This is a genomic window from Variovorax atrisoli 110B (assembly GCF_000382045.1).
GTDB lineage: Bacteria > Pseudomonadota > Gammaproteobacteria > Burkholderiales > Burkholderiaceae_C > Variovorax > Variovorax atrisoli.
In genome coordinates this window covers 182,705-197,647 of sequence record NZ_KB907455.1, presented here as the reverse complement: position 1 = coordinate 197,647, position 14,943 = coordinate 182,705, and the positions used below count along the sequence as shown (strand labels likewise).

Genomic DNA, 14,943 nt, shown 5'->3' with positions numbered 1-14,943 from the left:
CGTTGTTACTTCTTCGTGACCTGGCCGTCCTGCGTGACGCGGCAGGCGGCGACGATGTCGTCCTCGAGGTCGATCTTCAGCGCGCCCTCCTTGGTGACGATGAGCTTGAGGAAGTCGAGCACGTTGCGCGCATAGAGCGCCGACGCATCCGCCGCCACGAGCGCGGCGAGGTTGGTCTCGCCCACGATGGTCACGCCGTGCTTCACGACGGTCCTGTCGGCCTCCGACAGCGGGCAGTTGCCGCCGACGCCACCATCGGGATTGACTGGGCCCTTGCCCGCCGCGATGTCGACGATCACCGAGCCCGGCTTCATCGACTTGACCATGTCCTCGGTAATGAGCGTCGGCGCGGCGCGGCCCGGGATGAGCGCGGTGCTGATGACCACGTCGGCCAGCGCCACGCGCTTGGCGACCTCGGCCTGCTGCCGGGTGAGCCAGCTCGCGGGCATCGGCCGCGCGTAGCCGCCGACGCCTTCGGCCGCGTCTTTCTCTTCCTGGGTCTCGTAGGGGACGTCGATGAACTTGCCGCCCAGCGACTCGATCTGCTCCTTGACGCTCGGGCGCACGTCGGACGCCTCGATGACGGCGCCCAGGCGCTTGGCGGTGGCGATGGCCTGCAGCCCCGCCACGCCCACGCCCAGGATGACGACGCGCGCGGCCTTCACCGTGCCGGCCGCGGTCATGAGCATGGGGAAGAAGCGCTGGTACTTGTCGGCCGCGATCATCACGGCCTTGTAGCCGGCGATGTTGGCCTGCGAGGAGAGCACGTCCATGCTCTGGGCGCGGGTGGTGCGCGGGGCGGCCTCGAGCGCGAAGGCGGTGACGCCGGCTGCCGCCAGGCGCTGCAGGCCGGCGGCGTCGAAGGGGTTGAGCATGCCGATGACGACGGCGCCGGGCTTCAGCTGCGCGGTCTCGGCCTCGGTGGGTGTGCGGACCTTGAGGACCATGTCGGCGGAGAAGGCGCCGGCCTGGTCGGTGATCTCCGCGCCTGCGGCCTGGTAGGCCGCGTCGGTCACGCTGGCTGCCACGCCCGCTCCCGCCTGTACCCGTACGGTGTGCCCTGAGGCGACCAGTTTCTTCACCGTCTCAGGTGTAACAGCCACGCGGGTTTCGCCTGCCAGTGTCTCGGCGGGCACGCCTATCAGCATAGAGATCTCCTCAGAGCAAGGGGCACAGGGGGAATGTGCCGGCAGCTTACAGCAAGATTACAGCCGGGAGCTGTCGCCGAAACGCTCTGTCGTTTTCATCCCAAAGCGTGGAGGAGCTTATGGATACTATAACTTCAGCTATTCAATTGATAGCGAATTGGGGTATTCGCTAGCGGGACGGACCATGGAGCGGCACCCCGCGCTGTCAGCGACCTGCGGAACCGAGCCGCGAAGACGTCCGCAACGCCATAGCTCGAAATCTCTATTTGTATCCAACTGTCGCCAATTTCGTTAACAAGCAATCAGAAATCCACGATTTGCGTGCATTAGTTGCAATCCCAAAAACTTTACCTTAGTCGCAGATAGATACACTTCTGCCCAAGAATCGCCAGTTCACGGAAGCTGACGAAGGGAGGAAAAAGGGGTTTGGAATGCGAATCGCGGTACTCGACGAAGGTGTAGACCACTTCAGGCGGATCAATCAAACCATGGCGGCGCTCGAACACGAGTGCCATCCCTACACGGAAGGAAAGGCGCTGCTGCAGGCGATGCGCCGCCAGACCTTCGACCTGCTGATACTCGGCTGGGATCTCCCCGACATGAAGGGGCCCGAGGTGGTCGCGACCATCCGCAGGGATCTCAACAGCCGCGTTCCCATTCTTTTCGTCTCCGACAAGCCCGGCGAGGCCGACATGGTCGAAGGCCTCAATGCGGGAGCCGACGACTTCATGGCCAAGCCCACGCGCTCCGGCGAACTCGAGGCCCGCGTCAACGCCTTGCTGCGACGGTCCTACCCGGCCCAGCACGAGAGCGAACTGGTCTTCGGCCCCTATCACTTCTACCCGCCTTCGCGCGTACTGAAGGTGCGGGGCGTGCAGGTCGAGCTGAAGAACCGGGAATACGAACTCGCGCTCTTCCTGTTCCAGAACCTCGGCCGGCTGCTCTCGCGCGAGCATCTGCACGAAGCCGTCTGGGGCCTCGGCATCGAGGCGCTGTCGCGCTCGCTCGACACGCACATCTCGCGGCTTCGGACCAAGCTCGACCTGCGTCCGGCCAACGGTTTCCTGCTGCTGGCCATCTACGGCCTCGGCTACCGCCTCGAAACCATCGAGGCCGATGCGCTGCCCAGCGTGGTCGGTGCCCGCTGAAGCCGGGTTTCAGGCCGAGCTACAGTAGTCTCTGAAACGGCGCGCCCGGCGTGCGCCGCACCGAGGAACGAGACGAATGAATCCGCTGATCCGGCTGCTGCTCGCCATCACCCTGCTCTGGGGCTGGCTCGGCCCTGCCACCGCCGGAGAAGAAGTCGAAGCCAGCGACATGGTGCGCGGCGGCATGCTGGCCATCCAGATGATCGACCAGGGCCGCGCCGGCGAACTGTGGGACGGCGCCACGCCGGCCGCCCGCAAGCGCGTCTCCCGCGCCGATTTCGTCAGCCAGGTCAGCCGAAGCCGCTCGACCATCGGTGCGCCGCAGATGCGCACCTGGGTGGCAGTCAATCGCCAGGTCGTCGCGGACGCCGATCCCGACACGGCCGGCCAGTACGTCAGCGTCGAGTACGAATCCCGCTTCGCGAACAAGCCCGAAGGCTCCGTGCGCGAACTCGTGAGCTTTCACCTCGACCAGGACCGCATCTGGCGCTTCAGTGGCTATGTACTGAAATAAGAGGGGCAAAAGATGGCAACTTCGCGCTGGAAGCCCAATGTCACGGTCGCCGCGGTGATCGAGCGCGAGGGGCGCTTTCTTCTCGTCGAGGAACACACGCCCGACGGCCTGCGCCTCAACACGCCCGCCGGCCACCTCGACCCCGGGGAGTCACCGGCCGAGGGCTGCGCGCGCGAGACGCTGGAAGAAACGGCCCATCATTTCACGCCAACTGCGCTCATCGGCATCTACATGGCCCGTTCGCGCCCGCTGGCCGAGCGCGGCGAAGACACCACCTACATGCGCTTCGCCTTCGCGGGCACCCTGGGTGCCTTCGAAGAAGGCCGAGCGCTCGACGAAGGCATCGTGCGCACCGTGTGGATGACGGCCGACGAGATCCGCGCGAGCGTGCAGCGGCACCGCAGCCCGCTGCTGCTGCGGTGCGTGGAAGACCATCTGGCCGGCAAGCGCCACCCGCTCGACGTGGTGCACGTCGACGAATCGGTGTGGTCGCAGCCCTGAATCGAAGAGTAAGGGGCTCCGGTGTCAGTCAGACGATGACGCCGCCGCCCAGGCAGCGTTCGCCGTCGTAGAGCACGGCCGACTGCCCCGGCGTCACCGCCCACTGCGGATCGCCGAAGCGCAGGCCGAAGACGGCGGGGTTCGCACCGCTTGCCACCGTTTCCATCTCGCAGGCCGCATCGGCCTGCCGGTAGCGCGCCTTGGAGCCGTAGGCGCCCGGCACCGGCGCCTCGCCGGAAATCCAGCTCGCGTCGTCCGCCTTCAGTTCCGAGGACAGCAGCCACGGATGATCGTGCCCCTGCACCACCCACAGCGTGTTCTTCTCGACGTCCTTGCGCGCCACGAACCAGGGGGAATGGTCCCCCGAGCCGCGCTGCGCGCCCTTTTCCTTCACGCCGCCGATGCCCAGCCCCTGCCGCTGCCCCAGCGTGTAGAAGCTCAGCCCCTGGTGCTCGCCCAGCTTGCGGCCGCGGTCGTCCTTGATCGGGCCCGGCTCCTTGGAGATGTAGCGGTTGAGGAACTCGCGGAACGGTCGCTCGCCGATGAAGCAGATGCCGGTCGAGTCCTTCTTCTTGGCGTTGGGCAGGCCGATCTCCTCGGCGATGCGGCGCACCTCGGTCTTGTGCAGCTCGCCGACCGGGAACATCGTCTTCGACAGTTGCGCCTGGTTCAGGCGGTGCAGGAAGTAGCTCTGGTCCTTCGACGGATCGAGCCCCTTGAGCAGCTCGTGCCTGCCGGTGGCCTCGTTCAGCCGCACGCGGGCGTAGTGGCCGGTGGCGATCTTCTCGGCGCCCAGGCGCATGGCGTGGTCGAGGAAGGCCTTGAACTTGATCTCGGCGTTGCACAGCACGTCGGGGTTGGGCGTGCGGCCGGCCTTGTACTCGCGCAGGAACTCGGCGAACACGCGGTCCTTGTAGTCGGCCGCGAAGTTGACGTGCTCGATCTCGATGCCCAGCACGTCGGCCACGCTGGCGGCATCCACGAAGTCGATGTTCGACGAGCAGTACTCGCTGTCGTCGTCGTCTTCCCAGTTCTTCATGAAGATGCCGACCACCTCGTGCCCCTGCTGCTTGAGCAGGTGCGCCGTCACCGCGGAATCCACTCCGCCGCTGAGTCCCACAACGATCCGATGCTTTGCCATAAGCCCCCTATTGTCCCAGCCCCGTGGAAGGGGCCTGCGGCGTGTGGGAAATCGGGAAAACCCGTGTCGCCGGTTTGTCAGCCCGACGGCCATCGACAGGAGGGCCGGCGCTAAAGTGATTCCGGACGAAGGCGGCAGCAAGACCCGCCACGCCATTCACGACACGACAAACGCAAGCGGAGACAAGACGCATGGCTACACCTTCGACCGCCGCCACTGCCGGCGACATCCTCCCCTGGACCCGCACCTATCCCGAAGGCATGCGCTGGGACGCCGAATTGCCGGTAAAGCCGGTGCAGCAGATGCTCGACGAGGCTGTCGAACGCTGGCCCGGCCAATCCGCCGTCGAGTTCATGGGCCAGGCCATCACCTACCGCGAACTCGGCGCTGCCGTCGAGCGCGCGGCCAAGGGACTGCAGGACCTGGGCGTGAAACCGGGCGTGCACGTCGGCCTCTACCTGCCCAACACGCCGCACTACCCGATCGCCTTCTTCGCGGTGCTGAAGGCCGGCGGCACGGTGGTCAACTACTCGCCGCTGGACGCCGAGCGCGTGCTGGCCCACAAGATCGAGGACAGCCGCACCGATATCCTCGTCACCCTCGACCTCGTCAACCTCTACCCGCAGATGGCGCGCCTGCTCGACAGCTCGCGCCTGAAGACGCTGGTGGTCGGCAGCCTCGGCGACTACGGCGCCATGGGCGACAAGGTGCAGGCCCAGCTGCAGGGCGCCGGCCAGATCGCCCCGGTGCCGGTGGACGACCGGCACGTGCGCTTCACCGACCTGCTGAAAAGCGAAGGCACGCACAAGACCTACCCGCTGGGCGACCTCGCCGAAGAGATCGTGGTGCTGCAGTACACCGGCGGCACCACCGGCCTGCCCAAGGGCGCGATGCTCACGCACGCCAACCTCACTTCCGCCTCGGCGCAGTACTACGAGTCGACCCGGGGCGAGCCGCCCATCCTGGATGAAGGCAAGGAGCGCTTCCTGGTGGTGCTGCCGCTCTTCCACATCTTCGCGCTCAGCGCCGCAATGCTGCTCGGCGTGCGCCTGGGCGCGGCGCTGGTGCTGCACACGCGCTTCGATGTCGATGCGGTGATGAACGAACTCGCCGCCAGCCGCATCAGCGTGTTCCCCGGCGTGCCGACGATGTACACCGCGATCCTCTCGCACCCCAAGGCCAGGGAGATGGACCTGCGCTCGCTCAAGTTCTGCGGCTCGGGCGGCGCGCCGCTGCCGGTGGAGGTGGAGCAGCGCTTCTTCGAGCTCACCGGCTGCCATCTGAACGAAGGCTGGGGCATGACCGAGACCTCGCCCGTTGGCACCTTCACCCCCGCGCGCGGCCTGCGCAAGGCGGGGTCGTGCGGCATGCCTCTGCCGCAGGTTCGCATCAAGCTCGTGAGCCTGGACGATCCGGCGAAGGACGTCACCGTCTTCGGCGAGGCGGGCGAGCTCTGCATCAAGGGCCCGAACGTGATGAAGGGCTACTGGAACAACCCCAAGGCCACGGCCGATTCGATGACGCCCGACGGCTACTTCCGCAGCGGCGACGTCGCGAAGATGGATGCCGACGGCTACCTCTACATCGTCGACCGCACCAAGGACATGCTGCTGTGCGGCGGCTACAACGTCTATCCGCGCGTGCTGGAGGAGGCGGTGTACGAGCACCCCTCGGTGGCCGAGGTCTGCGTGATCGGCATCCCGGACGAGTACCGCGGCCAGTCGCCCAAGGCCTTCGTGAAGCTCAAGGACGGCGCGCCCGAGCTGACGCTCGACGAGCTCAAGGCCTTCCTGAAGAACCGCCTCGGCAAGCACGAGATGATCGGCGCGCTCGAGATCCGCGCCGAGCTGCCCAAGACGCCGGTGGGCAAGCTCTCGAAGAAGGATCTCGTCGACGAGGAAGCCCGCAAGCGGGCGGCATAGCAGCCGAGCGGCATCCGGCTTTTTCGTGGAACACCGGGGAACCGGCTTTGCCGGGCCTCAGGTGTTGCCCCCGGTAGGGGGAAGGCGCACGCGACACGCAGTGCGCGAAGCCCGGGGGCGAGCCTAGTGAAAAGCTCCGGCGAGCAGCTCGTAGGAACGCAGCCGCGCCACGTGGTCGAACACCTGCGAGGTGATCATGAGCTCGTCCGCGCCGGTGCGAGCGACGAAGGCTTCCACGCCCTTCTTCACCGTCTCGACCGAACCGACCGCCGAGCACGACAGCACCGAGTCGAGCAGCGCGTTCTCCGCCGGGCCGATCTTCTGGCGATAGCCGTCCACCGGCGGCGGCAGGCGGCCCGGGCGGCCGCTGCGCAGGTTCACGAAGGCCTGCTGCCACGAGGTGGCGCGGAACTCGGCCTCCTCGTCGGTGTCGGCCGCGAACACGTTGAAGCCCAGCATCACGTACGGCTTCTGCAGTTGCGCCGAGGGCCTGAAGGTCTCGCGATAGATCTGGATGGCCTGCATGATCTGCTGCGGCGCGAAGTGCGAGGCGAAGGCGTAGGGCAGGCCCAGGTGGGCGGCCAGCTGCGCGCCGAAGGTGCTCGATCCGAGGATCCACACCGGCACCTCCAGCCCCGCGCCGGGCACGGCGCGCACCGGCTGCTGCGGGTTCTTCGACATGAAGTCCATCAGCTCGATCACGTCCTGCGGGAACTGGTCGGCGTCCGACTCCAGGTTGCGCCGCAGGGCCCGTGCGGTGCGCTGGTCCGAGCCCGGCGCGCGCCCCAGGCCAAGGTCGACGCGCCCCGGGTACAGCGATTCGAGCGTGCCGAACTGCTCGGCGATCACCAGCGGCGAATGGTTCGGCAGCATCACGCCGCCGGCACCGATGCGGATGGTGGATGTGCCCGCCCCCACGTAGGCCAGCAGCACGGCGGTGGCCGCGCTTGCGATGCCCGGCATGCCGTGGTGCTCGGCCAGCCAGTAGCGCGTGTAGCCCAGCTTCTCGCCATGCTGCGCCAGCGAGAGCGAGTTGCGGAACGACTGCGCGGCGTCGCTGCCCTCGGTGATCGGGGAAAGGTCGAGGATGGAGAACGGAATCATGGGCGCGATCATGGCCCCAAGCGCCCATTTCCGTCGCCGCAGGGGCTATTCGGTTTGGTATAGCGTGGTCACGCTGGCGAAGTCGCGGCCGTTCTGCTCCACGCTCGCCTGGAAGGGCACGCTCTCGCCCGGCGCGATGGCCGGCAGGTTGTCCACCAGCTTGAAGCCCGTGAGCTGCCCGTTGCGGTCGCGCAGGCTCACCCACAGCCGCACCTTGCCGACGATGCCCGTGCCCGGGTTCTTCACGCTGCCGCTGACCACCACGTACTTGTACGAAAAGCGCTGGCTGAAGTTGAGCAGCACGCTGCCGATCTCGGCCTTGGTGCCCGTCACCTTCACCTCCAGCGGCTTGCGCGGGCCGGGCAAGGCGGCGCGGCGCATGGGCTTCCACTCGATGCGCGTGTCGGTGATGCGCTCCATGTCCTGCGGCTCCAGGTAGATGGGAAAGCGCTCGCCGGGATACAGGTAGGCCAGCCCCGAGATGGTGGTCGTGCCGTGCGCCTTGCTGCCGCTGAAGCGCGAGATCACGCCGCCCGGCGCGAGCACGACGGCGTCGGTGCTGCGGTTGACCAGTTCGCCCAGGAAAAGCCGCTGCTGGATGTTGTTGCGCCCGTCCACCAGCGGCAGCAGCTCGAGCTGCTTCTCGTCGAAGCGCTCGCTGTCGTCGGCCAGCAGGTCGTCGGTGCCCAGGCGCAGCTCGGGATTGAAGCTCTCCGCTCCGCCTGCGGTGCGGACCACGCGCTCCGCATTCAGCACCGGCGTGCGTCCGCCCGAGGCCTCGACGACGCTGTAGCCGATGCGATAGTCCCACGCCGCGATGGCCGCCGCGCGGCCGAAGCGCGAGATGCTCACGTCCACCGAGGTCCGCCCGCCGGGCTGTATCTCGTTGGCCTGCCCGTAGCCGTGGCCGAAGCCGATCACCTGCCCCGCGTCGTCGTACAGCGTGGCCAGCACCTCGAAGCCGCCGAGCGTGGTGGCGTCCTTGCGGTCGTTGACGATGCGGCCCACCAGCCGCACCCGATCGCCCTGCTGCACCAGCCGCACGCGCGAGAACGCCATGCGCGGCCCCTTGACCGCGCTGTAGGGCTCGGCCAGCTTCTGCACGCGCAGCTCCTGCCGCGTGACGTTCTTGCCGCTGGGCATGTCGACCAGCACGGGGGCGCTTTCGCCGGGCTCGAGCACGGCCACCGGCAGCGTCTCGCTGCGCTCGTCGAGCTTGTTCTCGCCGTCGTAGTACACGGCGCGGATGCCTGCGCGCGACAGCGGCTTGCCCGTCTCGTTGCGCGCCACCACCAGCAGCTTGGGGGTGGCCGAGCTGCCGCCGCCCACGAGCACTTGGCGCGGCTCGTCGAGCTTGAGACCTTCGACGGGAATGGTGCGGTCGATGGCGGCGGCCACGCGCTGCGAAGCGCCGCGCGTGTCGGCATTCCGGTTGCCGAGGACCACGCTGATCACGCCGAAGAGCACCACCGCGGCCACCGCCACGCCGACCGCGATGCCGAGCTTGCGGAGCATGAGCGCCTGCTTGCGCGCCTCCTCGGCCGCAAGCCGCCGGCCGGCTTCGTTCTTCACCTGGTTGAGCACGCGCTCCAGCCGGTCGGAGACGTTGTCTTCCACCAGCGTGACGGAGCCGCAGTGCTCGCAGGTGTATTCGTTGAGGCCGGTGCGCTTGAGCACGCTGCTGCCGCATTCGCCGCACTTGAGCGTCTGGAGATCGATGGTCATGTCTGAAAACTGCTCCCGTCTTTTCTTTTGCTGCGCCCCTCGGCCCGCTACCAATCGAAGGCGTCTGCGATTCCCTCGGCCCGGTCGGCCCCCACGAGCGGCGCGAGCCGCTCGACGAGGCGCGCGCGATGCACCGGGTTCACCGAGAAGTCGTCCATGAAGATGTCTTCGCCCGCCTCATCCCAGACCTGGCCGATGGTGCCGAGGCACGCGGCCATCTCCAGGATGTCGGCGAAGAGAGGCTCGTCGTCCTCCCACCTGCCCGCGCCGTGCCGGGCAAACTGTATCGCGCCGCTGCGCAGGTCGAAGACGAAGGGATCGCCGCCCTGGTCGGCCACCACCAGCCAGTGATCGGGCCATGAGTCGAGGCGTTCACCGGTGATGCCGTGCCACCGGTACCCGGCCTGCAGCGACCACAGCCGTGCCAGCGGCGGAATGCTGAACGGGTTGCCGGCCGTGGCGATGGTGAGGCCCGCATGGCCCACGAGCTCGTTGATCCAGTTGCCCAGCGGGCCGACCTGCTCGTAGAAGGCCGTGACCGCTTCGGGCAGCGCGATCTCGCCGCGCCAGTGTTCGGCGGCGAGCTGCGGCGCCAGCGCGCCGTGCGGAGCCAGCGCCGCGCGAGCCTGTTCTGTCGATGCCACGCGATTTCCTCCGGTTTCAGGAATCACAGGCCGCACGCAGCGCGGTGCGAAGCGCTGCCACGTCGCCGGCTGCGATCTCGCGCACGCCGGGCAGCGCGCCCAGGCCGCAGGCCGTCGATGCGACCACCGGCACGCCCGCCGCCACGGCGCGCAGCAGCGCACGCGGCGCGTGCTCGACGTGCGCGGGCAGCACGACCACGGCGGCGCCTGCGAACCAGTCGCCCTGCCAGTTCATGTGCTCGACATGGCCGATGCCCTGCCAGAGCCCATCGTCGTCGGATGCGGAGCCCAGCACGCGCAGCCGGCAAGGCCAGCCCTGCAGGGCCGCGGCCAGCTCGCGCGCGCCCTTGCGCGCCAGCGCGCTCGCCGCGAAGACGACGAGCGGCAGATCGGCATCCGCGCGAACTACGGCCCCTGCCTGAGGCAGCGCCCATTCGAGCCTGCGCAGTTGCGCCTGCGGGGCCGGCGCTGCCAGCCGCCGGGCGACTTCGGCATGCGGCGTCACGATGGCCGAGGCGCGGGCCAATGCCAGCGACTCCGCACGCACCAGCGACGCATCGGCGCGGAAGTCGCGCAGGGTGGCGTCGTCGGGCCAGCGCCGGGAGGCTTCGTCGAGCCGCCGCTCGATGTCGGCCATCGGCAGCGCGCCGGCCAGCACCACCACGCCGCGGCCATCGAGCGCGCCGAGGCGCTGCAGGTGCGGCAGCAGCGACTGCTCGACCACCAGTTGCGTGTGCTCCGGCCTCAGCCGCGCCGCGAAAGCCTGCGCGAGCCAGCGCTGGCCATCGATCAGGCTGGCCTGCCGCCGCCCCGCCCGCCGGGCCCACAGCCGCTGCCACAGGGCGCGGCGCAGGCTCGCGGTCCACGGTGCCTGCGGGGCCAAGGCCGCCGGCTCGCGGTGCCAGCCCGTCGCGGGCCTGCGCCAGAAGGCGAGTCGCATCGGCACCGGCTGCATGCGCTGCGCGCGCGGATGCTCTTCGCGCAGGTAGCGCGCGAACTCCGGCGTCCAGGTGTCGAGCAGCGCGACGGTGAGACCCTGCGGGCCGACATCGACCTGCGGGCGATGGCGGAAGCAGGCGGTCTGGTCGCAGCTGAGGCAGCCGCGCGCCACCGGCGGCGCGGCGTTCGCGTCTCCGCTCGAGTCATCGTTCGTGCGGCGCACAGTGACTGGCACGAAAGGCACGGTCGAGGCGCCGCGGCCGCGGATGCGCAGCACCAGCTCCGAGCCGGTCAGCTCCACTTCGAGCCGCCACGCCTGCCTGGCGCGCACCTTCAGATCGATGTAGTTCCAGAACACCGTCGCGTCGACGGCATCCGGGCCCGGCTCGCCGGCCTGCTCGATGCGTGCCGTGTGCCCGTGCCGCTCCACCAGGTCGAAGCCCGCACGCGACGCCACGGTGGCGAGCGCGTTCGACAGCTGGCACAGCCCGCCGGCCAGCGTCGGCACCACGCAGCCGCCGCGCAGCTCGCGCCCCTGCACGAAGCCGCGCCATGCGGCGGGCCTGCCCAGCTGGCGCCAGAAGCTCAGGACCTCGCCGGCCGGCACCTCGACGGCATCGAAGGCGCGGCGCGCGACACGCAGGTTCTGCACCTTGCCGGCCACGAGCGGGAATTCGTCGGCGCGGCCGTCGGTCCACAGGGGTGTGCGGCAGTGGGCGAGCACCGGCGCGTCGGCCAGCGCACCGCTGCCTTCGGTCCACCGGCGGGCCGAGGGCCGCAGCGTCTCGCGCAGCGCGTGGGCGGTGGCCAGGAGCCGCGAGCGCAGCCAGAAGTCGATCGCGTCGATGCGGCGCGGCGGCTGCCAGGCCTGCACCCTCACGCGGAGGGGCCTCGCTTGCGCCATTGGCCGAGGTCGGCCTCGATGCGCTCGTCGATGTTGCCGCTCCACTGCACGCCGAAGCCGGCGGCGCGCAGCAGCTCGACGATGCGGCGGCCCACGACCACGGTGTTGGCTTCGCGCTGCTCGATCTCGGGAATCATCCCGCCGCTGAAGGCCAGGTGCAGGCGGCCGGTGCGCACCGCCCGATCGAGATCCTGTGCGTGATAGAAGCAGCAGCCCCGGATGCCCGACTCCATGCGGCCCGCAGCACGCCATTGCTCGCGCACGTCGTCATGGCCGTCGGCGAGCGTGTTGCCGGCGCGGTGCAGCGCGATGATCTTCTCGCTGCGCAGCTGGGCGAACACGGCCTCGAGCCGGTCGTATTCGGTCTGCTCGGGCCATTCGGCCTCGGCGGCGCGCTTGGCGGCGCATGCACGGGCGGACTCGGCCTTGACCCAGGCGCGGTCCTCGTAGGTGAGCTCGTCGGGGTCGAGGTACTCGTCGGTGATCATCCACTCGACATCGGCATCGGGATGAAAGCCGCTCCACACCAGGTCGTGGATGCGTCCGCGCGTGTCTTCGGGGTCGAGTGTGAGTGCCATGCGTGTTGGGCTGCCGCCTCGGCGGCAGCGGGTCATGCTTTCTTTTTTCCTGGCGGAAGCGTGCTGGTATTTTCACCCGGGCGCACCACGATGGCGCGTTAATGCGAAAGCATGATGTCCGGCGGACACCCCTTCCGAATCGCACCATCATGAAGGATGCGACATGGCAAGGCAATGCGCCTTATGGCGCAGCCGGCTCCTCCACATGGCCGGGTTTGCCGGGGCTGCTGGCTATGCTTGGCGGCTCTCCATGCCGCAGCTACACCGCCTTCCAGACCCCGCCCCCGCATCGGCCGACGAGCGCCTGCCCACCTCGTGGACCTCCGCCATGCCGCAGGCCACGGAGCGCATGCCAAGGACGGCCGCCGACCGGATCGCCTGGCTGGTCGCGCTCGCGGTGCTGATCTTCATGGCCGTCTTCGGCCTGCAGGCGATGCGCTGGTCGCTGGCCGGCGGCTGGCAATGGCTCTGGATGCTGGTCGGATTGCCGTTCTTCGGCATCTTCTCGGTGCTGTCGGTGCTGGCCGTCGTCACGAGGCTGCGCGAACGCCGCCGGGTCCGGGTGGCGCTCGAGAACATGTCGCTGGAGCGCGGGGAAGGCTTTCGCGCGGGCGAGCCGCTGGAACTGCGCCTGCGCGCGGCGGTGCCGGCCGCACAGGAGGGCGAGCGCACGGTGGCGCCGGAACGCATTTCGATGCGCCTGATGCGGCACCGCACCGCCGACGCAGCCGGCGAATGCTGCTGCGAAGCCGTCGCCTCGCGCGAGGAGGCACGCGACGGCCGGGTGCTCTATGCCTGCGAACTGCGCGCGGACGCCGGGCTCGATGCGGCGCGGTGGTCCGTCGAACTGCACGAGGCGCCGGACGGCAGCGGCGCGCCCGTCCTCACCGCACAACTAAGGCTGCTGCCCGGCCGCTGATCGGCAAGCGGACGCAAAAAGGCCGGGCCATGCATCGCGCATGGCCCGGCCTTCAAGTCTTCAGCTCTGCGGCGGATTAAAGCGGCAGTGCGTCGCCGTGGGCGGCAGCGCGGGCTGCGGCACGAACCGCGGCGCGGTCCACCGAGCTGGCCACGATCGGGGCCACGCCGGACGAAGCACCTTCGGCGTACGGGTCGGCGCTGTGGGCGGCGGCCACGGCTTCGGAACGGACGGCAGCGCGGCTGGCGGTCGAGACGATCACCGGGGCCGGGCCGGCGTTGGCACCGGTGGCGTAGGGGTTGGCGCTGTGCGCGGCGACCACGGCCTGGCTGGCGACGTCGGCGCGGCTGGCGGCCGAGGTCAGCGGGTGCACGCCTTCATAGGTTTCGGCGTGGGCGACACCGGCAGCGGCCAGCAGGGCGAGGGAAACGGCGGAGAGGAGCTTCGAGGCGGTCATTTGGATGTGTCCTTCAATTAATTCGGGTTCTGGTTCTTGGTCTGGATCAGCTGAAGGGCTGGTCCATGGGAAGAATTGTGCGCCCGTTATCTAAGTAAAAACCCTTAGACAATGGAACCACGGTGTTCACACCCTGGAAACAATCAACCGCCAAGAAGGCGCATCACCGCCTGTCGTAGAGTCCCCGCATGAGCCAATCGGCCCCCACCCTTTCACCCCATCCGACCGTCTGGGGTAGCCCCGACACCGTGTTCGACCGGCTGGCGGGCGAATGGCGCCTGCAGCGCACCATCGAGGGCCAGGCCACCATGAGCGGCGTCGCCAGGTTCACGTTGCTGGAGGCCGGGCGAATGCTCAGGTACCGCGAGGAAGGCCGCATCCGCCTGGCCGACGGCAAGGAGTTCGACGGGCACCGCGAATACCTCTTCGAGCGAGCGCCCGGCGGCTTCGTGGTGCATTTCGCCGAGACGCCGCCGCGCCTGTTCCACACCATCGCCATCGTGCGCGACGGCGACGTGCTCGCCGGCTCGGCCACGCACCTGTGCACGCCCGACACCTACGACAGCAGCTACCGCTTCCTGCCCGACGGCTCCTTCGGCATCCGCCACGTGGTGCACGGCCCGCGCAAGGACTACCTCTCGGACACGGTCTTCAGCCGCCTGGGCTGAACGCGGCCATTCAGTCGCGGTCGAGCCGCCAAGCCGGCATGCCGCGCACCACCGTCTGCACGAGCATCGCGCAGATGCCGCACTTGATGAGGTCGCCCGGAATGAACACCAGCATGGCCACCGCGGCCTGCGACAGCGACATGTGGGCGATCCACGAGAGCCCGACGATGCCGAAGCCGTAGACCACGCCGATCCCGCCGACCAGCGCCGAGAGGAAGGCCGCCGCCAGCAGCGGAAGGCCCGTCGCTCCGCCGATGCGGCGCACCGCCAGGCGCATCAGCAGGCCGCAGGCGAAGGCGCCGAACATCCAGCCGAACAGGAAGCCGCCGGCCGGCGCCACGAACACGCTCAGGCCGCCGCGGCCGCCGGGCAGCAGCGGCAGGCCCAGCGCCACCGCGAGCAGGAACAGCGCGATCGCCAGGAAGCCCCGGCGCGGCCCCAGCAGGCAGCCCGCGAGCATCACGCCCAGCGACTGCAGCGTGATCGGCACGCCGAACGGCAGGTCGATCTTCGGGATCAGGCCGAACACCGCCATCAGCGCTGCGAAGAGCGCGATGTACGCCAGCGAGCGGGAGGAAGCGAGGGAGCCTGAAGTGGTGGTCATGGCGATGGCAATTCGAAAAGAAAGAAG

The 14,943-nt window shown here is 68.9% G+C and carries 15 protein-coding genes; 6 read left to right on the top strand and 9 right to left on the bottom strand.

What is annotated here, in order from left to right:
* Window positions 1-5: 5 nt before the first annotated feature.
* Entirely contained in the window at window positions 6-1,148 is a 1,143-nt protein-coding gene (locus G369_RS0118750) for a Re/Si-specific NAD(P)(+) transhydrogenase subunit alpha (protein ID WP_019655560.1), read from the bottom strand.
* Between the two features lie 431 nt (window positions 1,149-1,579).
* On the opposite strand from G369_RS0118750, the gene G369_RS0118745 reads away from it, so the two are divergent.
* The 3 genes from G369_RS0118745 (at window position 1,580) to G369_RS0118735 (ending at window position 3,311) form a co-directional block, all read left to right on the top strand.
* A complete protein-coding gene (locus tag G369_RS0118745) occupies window positions 1,580-2,296 on the top strand; it encodes a response regulator transcription factor (protein ID WP_019655559.1) in 717 nt (238 codons plus the stop codon).
* 76 nt (window positions 2,297-2,372) lie between these two features.
* Window positions 2,373-2,810, top strand: a complete 438-nt coding sequence (locus tag G369_RS0118740) for a DUF4019 domain-containing protein (RefSeq protein ID WP_019655558.1) — start codon at window positions 2,373-2,375, stop codon at window positions 2,808-2,810.
* Window positions 2,811-2,822: 12 nt separating this feature from the next.
* On the top strand, window positions 2,823-3,311 hold the full coding sequence (locus G369_RS0118735; RefSeq protein WP_026346487.1) for an NUDIX hydrolase: 489 nt from the start codon (window positions 2,823-2,825) through the stop codon (window positions 3,309-3,311).
* Window positions 3,312-3,339: 28 nt separating this feature from the next.
* Here the strand turns inward: G369_RS0118735 and mnmA are convergent, their stop codons facing one another.
* Window positions 3,340-4,452: a tRNA 2-thiouridine(34) synthase MnmA gene (gene mnmA / locus G369_RS0118730; protein WP_019655557.1), complete on the bottom strand. Its 1,113-nt coding sequence runs from the start codon at window positions 4,450-4,452 to the stop codon at window positions 3,340-3,342.
* A 191-nt stretch (window positions 4,453-4,643) separates the two neighbouring features.
* Between mnmA and G369_RS0118725 the strand changes: the two genes are divergently transcribed.
* The gene (locus tag G369_RS0118725) at window positions 4,644-6,374 is read left to right on the top strand and encodes a long-chain-fatty-acid--CoA ligase (protein WP_019655556.1); all 1,731 of its coding nucleotides are present in this window, start codon (window positions 4,644-4,646) and stop codon (window positions 6,372-6,374) included.
* Between the two features lie 123 nt (window positions 6,375-6,497).
* Here G369_RS0118725 and G369_RS0118720 read toward each other — a convergent pair whose 3' ends face one another.
* The 5 genes from G369_RS0118720 to G369_RS0118700 are packed head-to-tail and all read right to left on the bottom strand — an operon-like array spanning window position 6,498 to window position 12,268.
* Window positions 6,498-7,478 carry an LLM class flavin-dependent oxidoreductase gene (locus G369_RS0118720; protein ID WP_026346486.1) on the bottom strand — a complete coding sequence of 327 codons (981 nt, stop codon included), beginning with the start codon at window positions 7,476-7,478 and terminating at the stop codon, window positions 6,498-6,500.
* A 45-nt stretch (window positions 7,479-7,523) separates the two neighbouring features.
* Window positions 7,524-9,203, bottom strand: a complete 1,680-nt coding sequence (locus G369_RS0118715; RefSeq protein WP_019655554.1) for an FxLYD domain-containing protein — start codon at window positions 9,201-9,203, stop codon at window positions 7,524-7,526.
* Between the two features lie 47 nt (window positions 9,204-9,250).
* Entirely contained in the window at window positions 9,251-9,847 is a 597-nt protein-coding gene (locus tag G369_RS0118710; protein WP_019655553.1) for a hypothetical protein, read from the bottom strand.
* Between the two features lie 16 nt (window positions 9,848-9,863).
* Entirely contained in the window at window positions 9,864-11,666 is a 1,803-nt protein-coding gene (locus tag G369_RS0118705; RefSeq protein WP_244164348.1) for a VanW family protein, read from the bottom strand.
* Entirely contained in the window at window positions 11,663-12,268 is a 606-nt protein-coding gene (locus G369_RS0118700; protein WP_019655551.1) for a DUF6891 domain-containing protein, read from the bottom strand. The genes G369_RS0118705 and G369_RS0118700 overlap by 4 nt, the downstream gene beginning before the upstream one ends.
* A gap of 250 nt (window positions 12,269-12,518) precedes the next feature.
* On the opposite strand from G369_RS0118700, the gene G369_RS0118695 reads away from it, so the two are divergent.
* Complete coding sequence (locus tag G369_RS0118695; RefSeq protein ID WP_157773738.1) at window positions 12,519-13,187, top strand: hypothetical protein; 669 nt, start codon at window positions 12,519-12,521, stop codon at window positions 13,185-13,187.
* A gap of 76 nt (window positions 13,188-13,263) precedes the next feature.
* On the opposite strand, the gene G369_RS0118690 is transcribed toward G369_RS0118695, so the two are convergent.
* Window positions 13,264-13,644: a hypothetical protein gene (locus tag G369_RS0118690; protein WP_019655549.1), complete on the bottom strand. Its 381-nt coding sequence runs from the start codon at window positions 13,642-13,644 to the stop codon at window positions 13,264-13,266.
* A 188-nt stretch (window positions 13,645-13,832) separates the two neighbouring features.
* Between G369_RS0118690 and G369_RS0118685 the strand changes: the two genes are divergently transcribed.
* On the top strand, window positions 13,833-14,312 hold the full coding sequence (locus G369_RS0118685; RefSeq protein WP_019655548.1) for a DUF6314 family protein: 480 nt from the start codon (window positions 13,833-13,835) through the stop codon (window positions 14,310-14,312).
* Window positions 14,313-14,322: 10 nt separating this feature from the next.
* Here G369_RS0118685 and G369_RS0118680 read toward each other — a convergent pair whose 3' ends face one another.
* Window positions 14,323-14,916 (bottom strand): biotin transporter BioY, encoded by a 594-nt coding sequence (locus G369_RS0118680; RefSeq protein ID WP_026346485.1) that lies wholly within the window; start codon window positions 14,914-14,916, stop codon window positions 14,323-14,325.
* Window positions 14,917-14,943 lie beyond the last annotated feature (27 nt).

Bases quoted from the DNA above. Each gene is read 5' to 3' on its own strand.
- G369_RS0118735 (WP_026346487.1), top strand. From the start codon at position 2,823: ATGGCAACTTCGCGCTGGAAGCCCAATGTCACGGTCGCCGCGGTGATC.
- G369_RS0118685 (WP_019655548.1), top strand. From the start codon at position 13,833: ATGAGCCAATCGGCCCCCACCCTTTCACCCCATCCGACCGTCTGGGGT.
- G369_RS0118695 (WP_157773738.1), top strand. From the start codon at position 12,519: ATGCCGCAGCTACACCGCCTTCCAGACCCCGCCCCCGCATCGGCCGAC.
- G369_RS0118680 (WP_026346485.1), bottom strand. From the start codon at position 14,916: ATGACCACCACTTCAGGCTCCCTCGCTTCCTCCCGCTCGCTGGCGTAC.
- mnmA (WP_019655557.1), bottom strand. From the start codon at position 4,452: ATGGCAAAGCATCGGATCGTTGTGGGACTCAGCGGCGGAGTGGATTCC.
- G369_RS0118750 (WP_019655560.1), bottom strand. From the start codon at position 1,148: ATGCTGATAGGCGTGCCCGCCGAGACACTGGCAGGCGAAACCCGCGTG.
- G369_RS0118740 (WP_019655558.1), top strand. From the start codon at position 2,373: ATGAATCCGCTGATCCGGCTGCTGCTCGCCATCACCCTGCTCTGGGGC.
- G369_RS0118720 (WP_026346486.1), bottom strand. From the start codon at position 7,478: ATGATTCCGTTCTCCATCCTCGACCTTTCCCCGATCACCGAGGGCAGC.
- G369_RS0118715 (WP_019655554.1), bottom strand. From the start codon at position 9,203: ATGACCATCGATCTCCAGACGCTCAAGTGCGGCGAATGCGGCAGCAGC.
- G369_RS0118700 (WP_019655551.1), bottom strand. From the start codon at position 12,268: ATGGCACTCACACTCGACCCCGAAGACACGCGCGGACGCATCCACGAC.
- G369_RS0118690 (WP_019655549.1), bottom strand. From the start codon at position 13,644: ATGACCGCCTCGAAGCTCCTCTCCGCCGTTTCCCTCGCCCTGCTGGCC.
- G369_RS0118725 (WP_019655556.1), top strand. From the start codon at position 4,644: ATGGCTACACCTTCGACCGCCGCCACTGCCGGCGACATCCTCCCCTGG.
- G369_RS0118745 (WP_019655559.1), top strand. From the start codon at position 1,580: ATGCGAATCGCGGTACTCGACGAAGGTGTAGACCACTTCAGGCGGATC.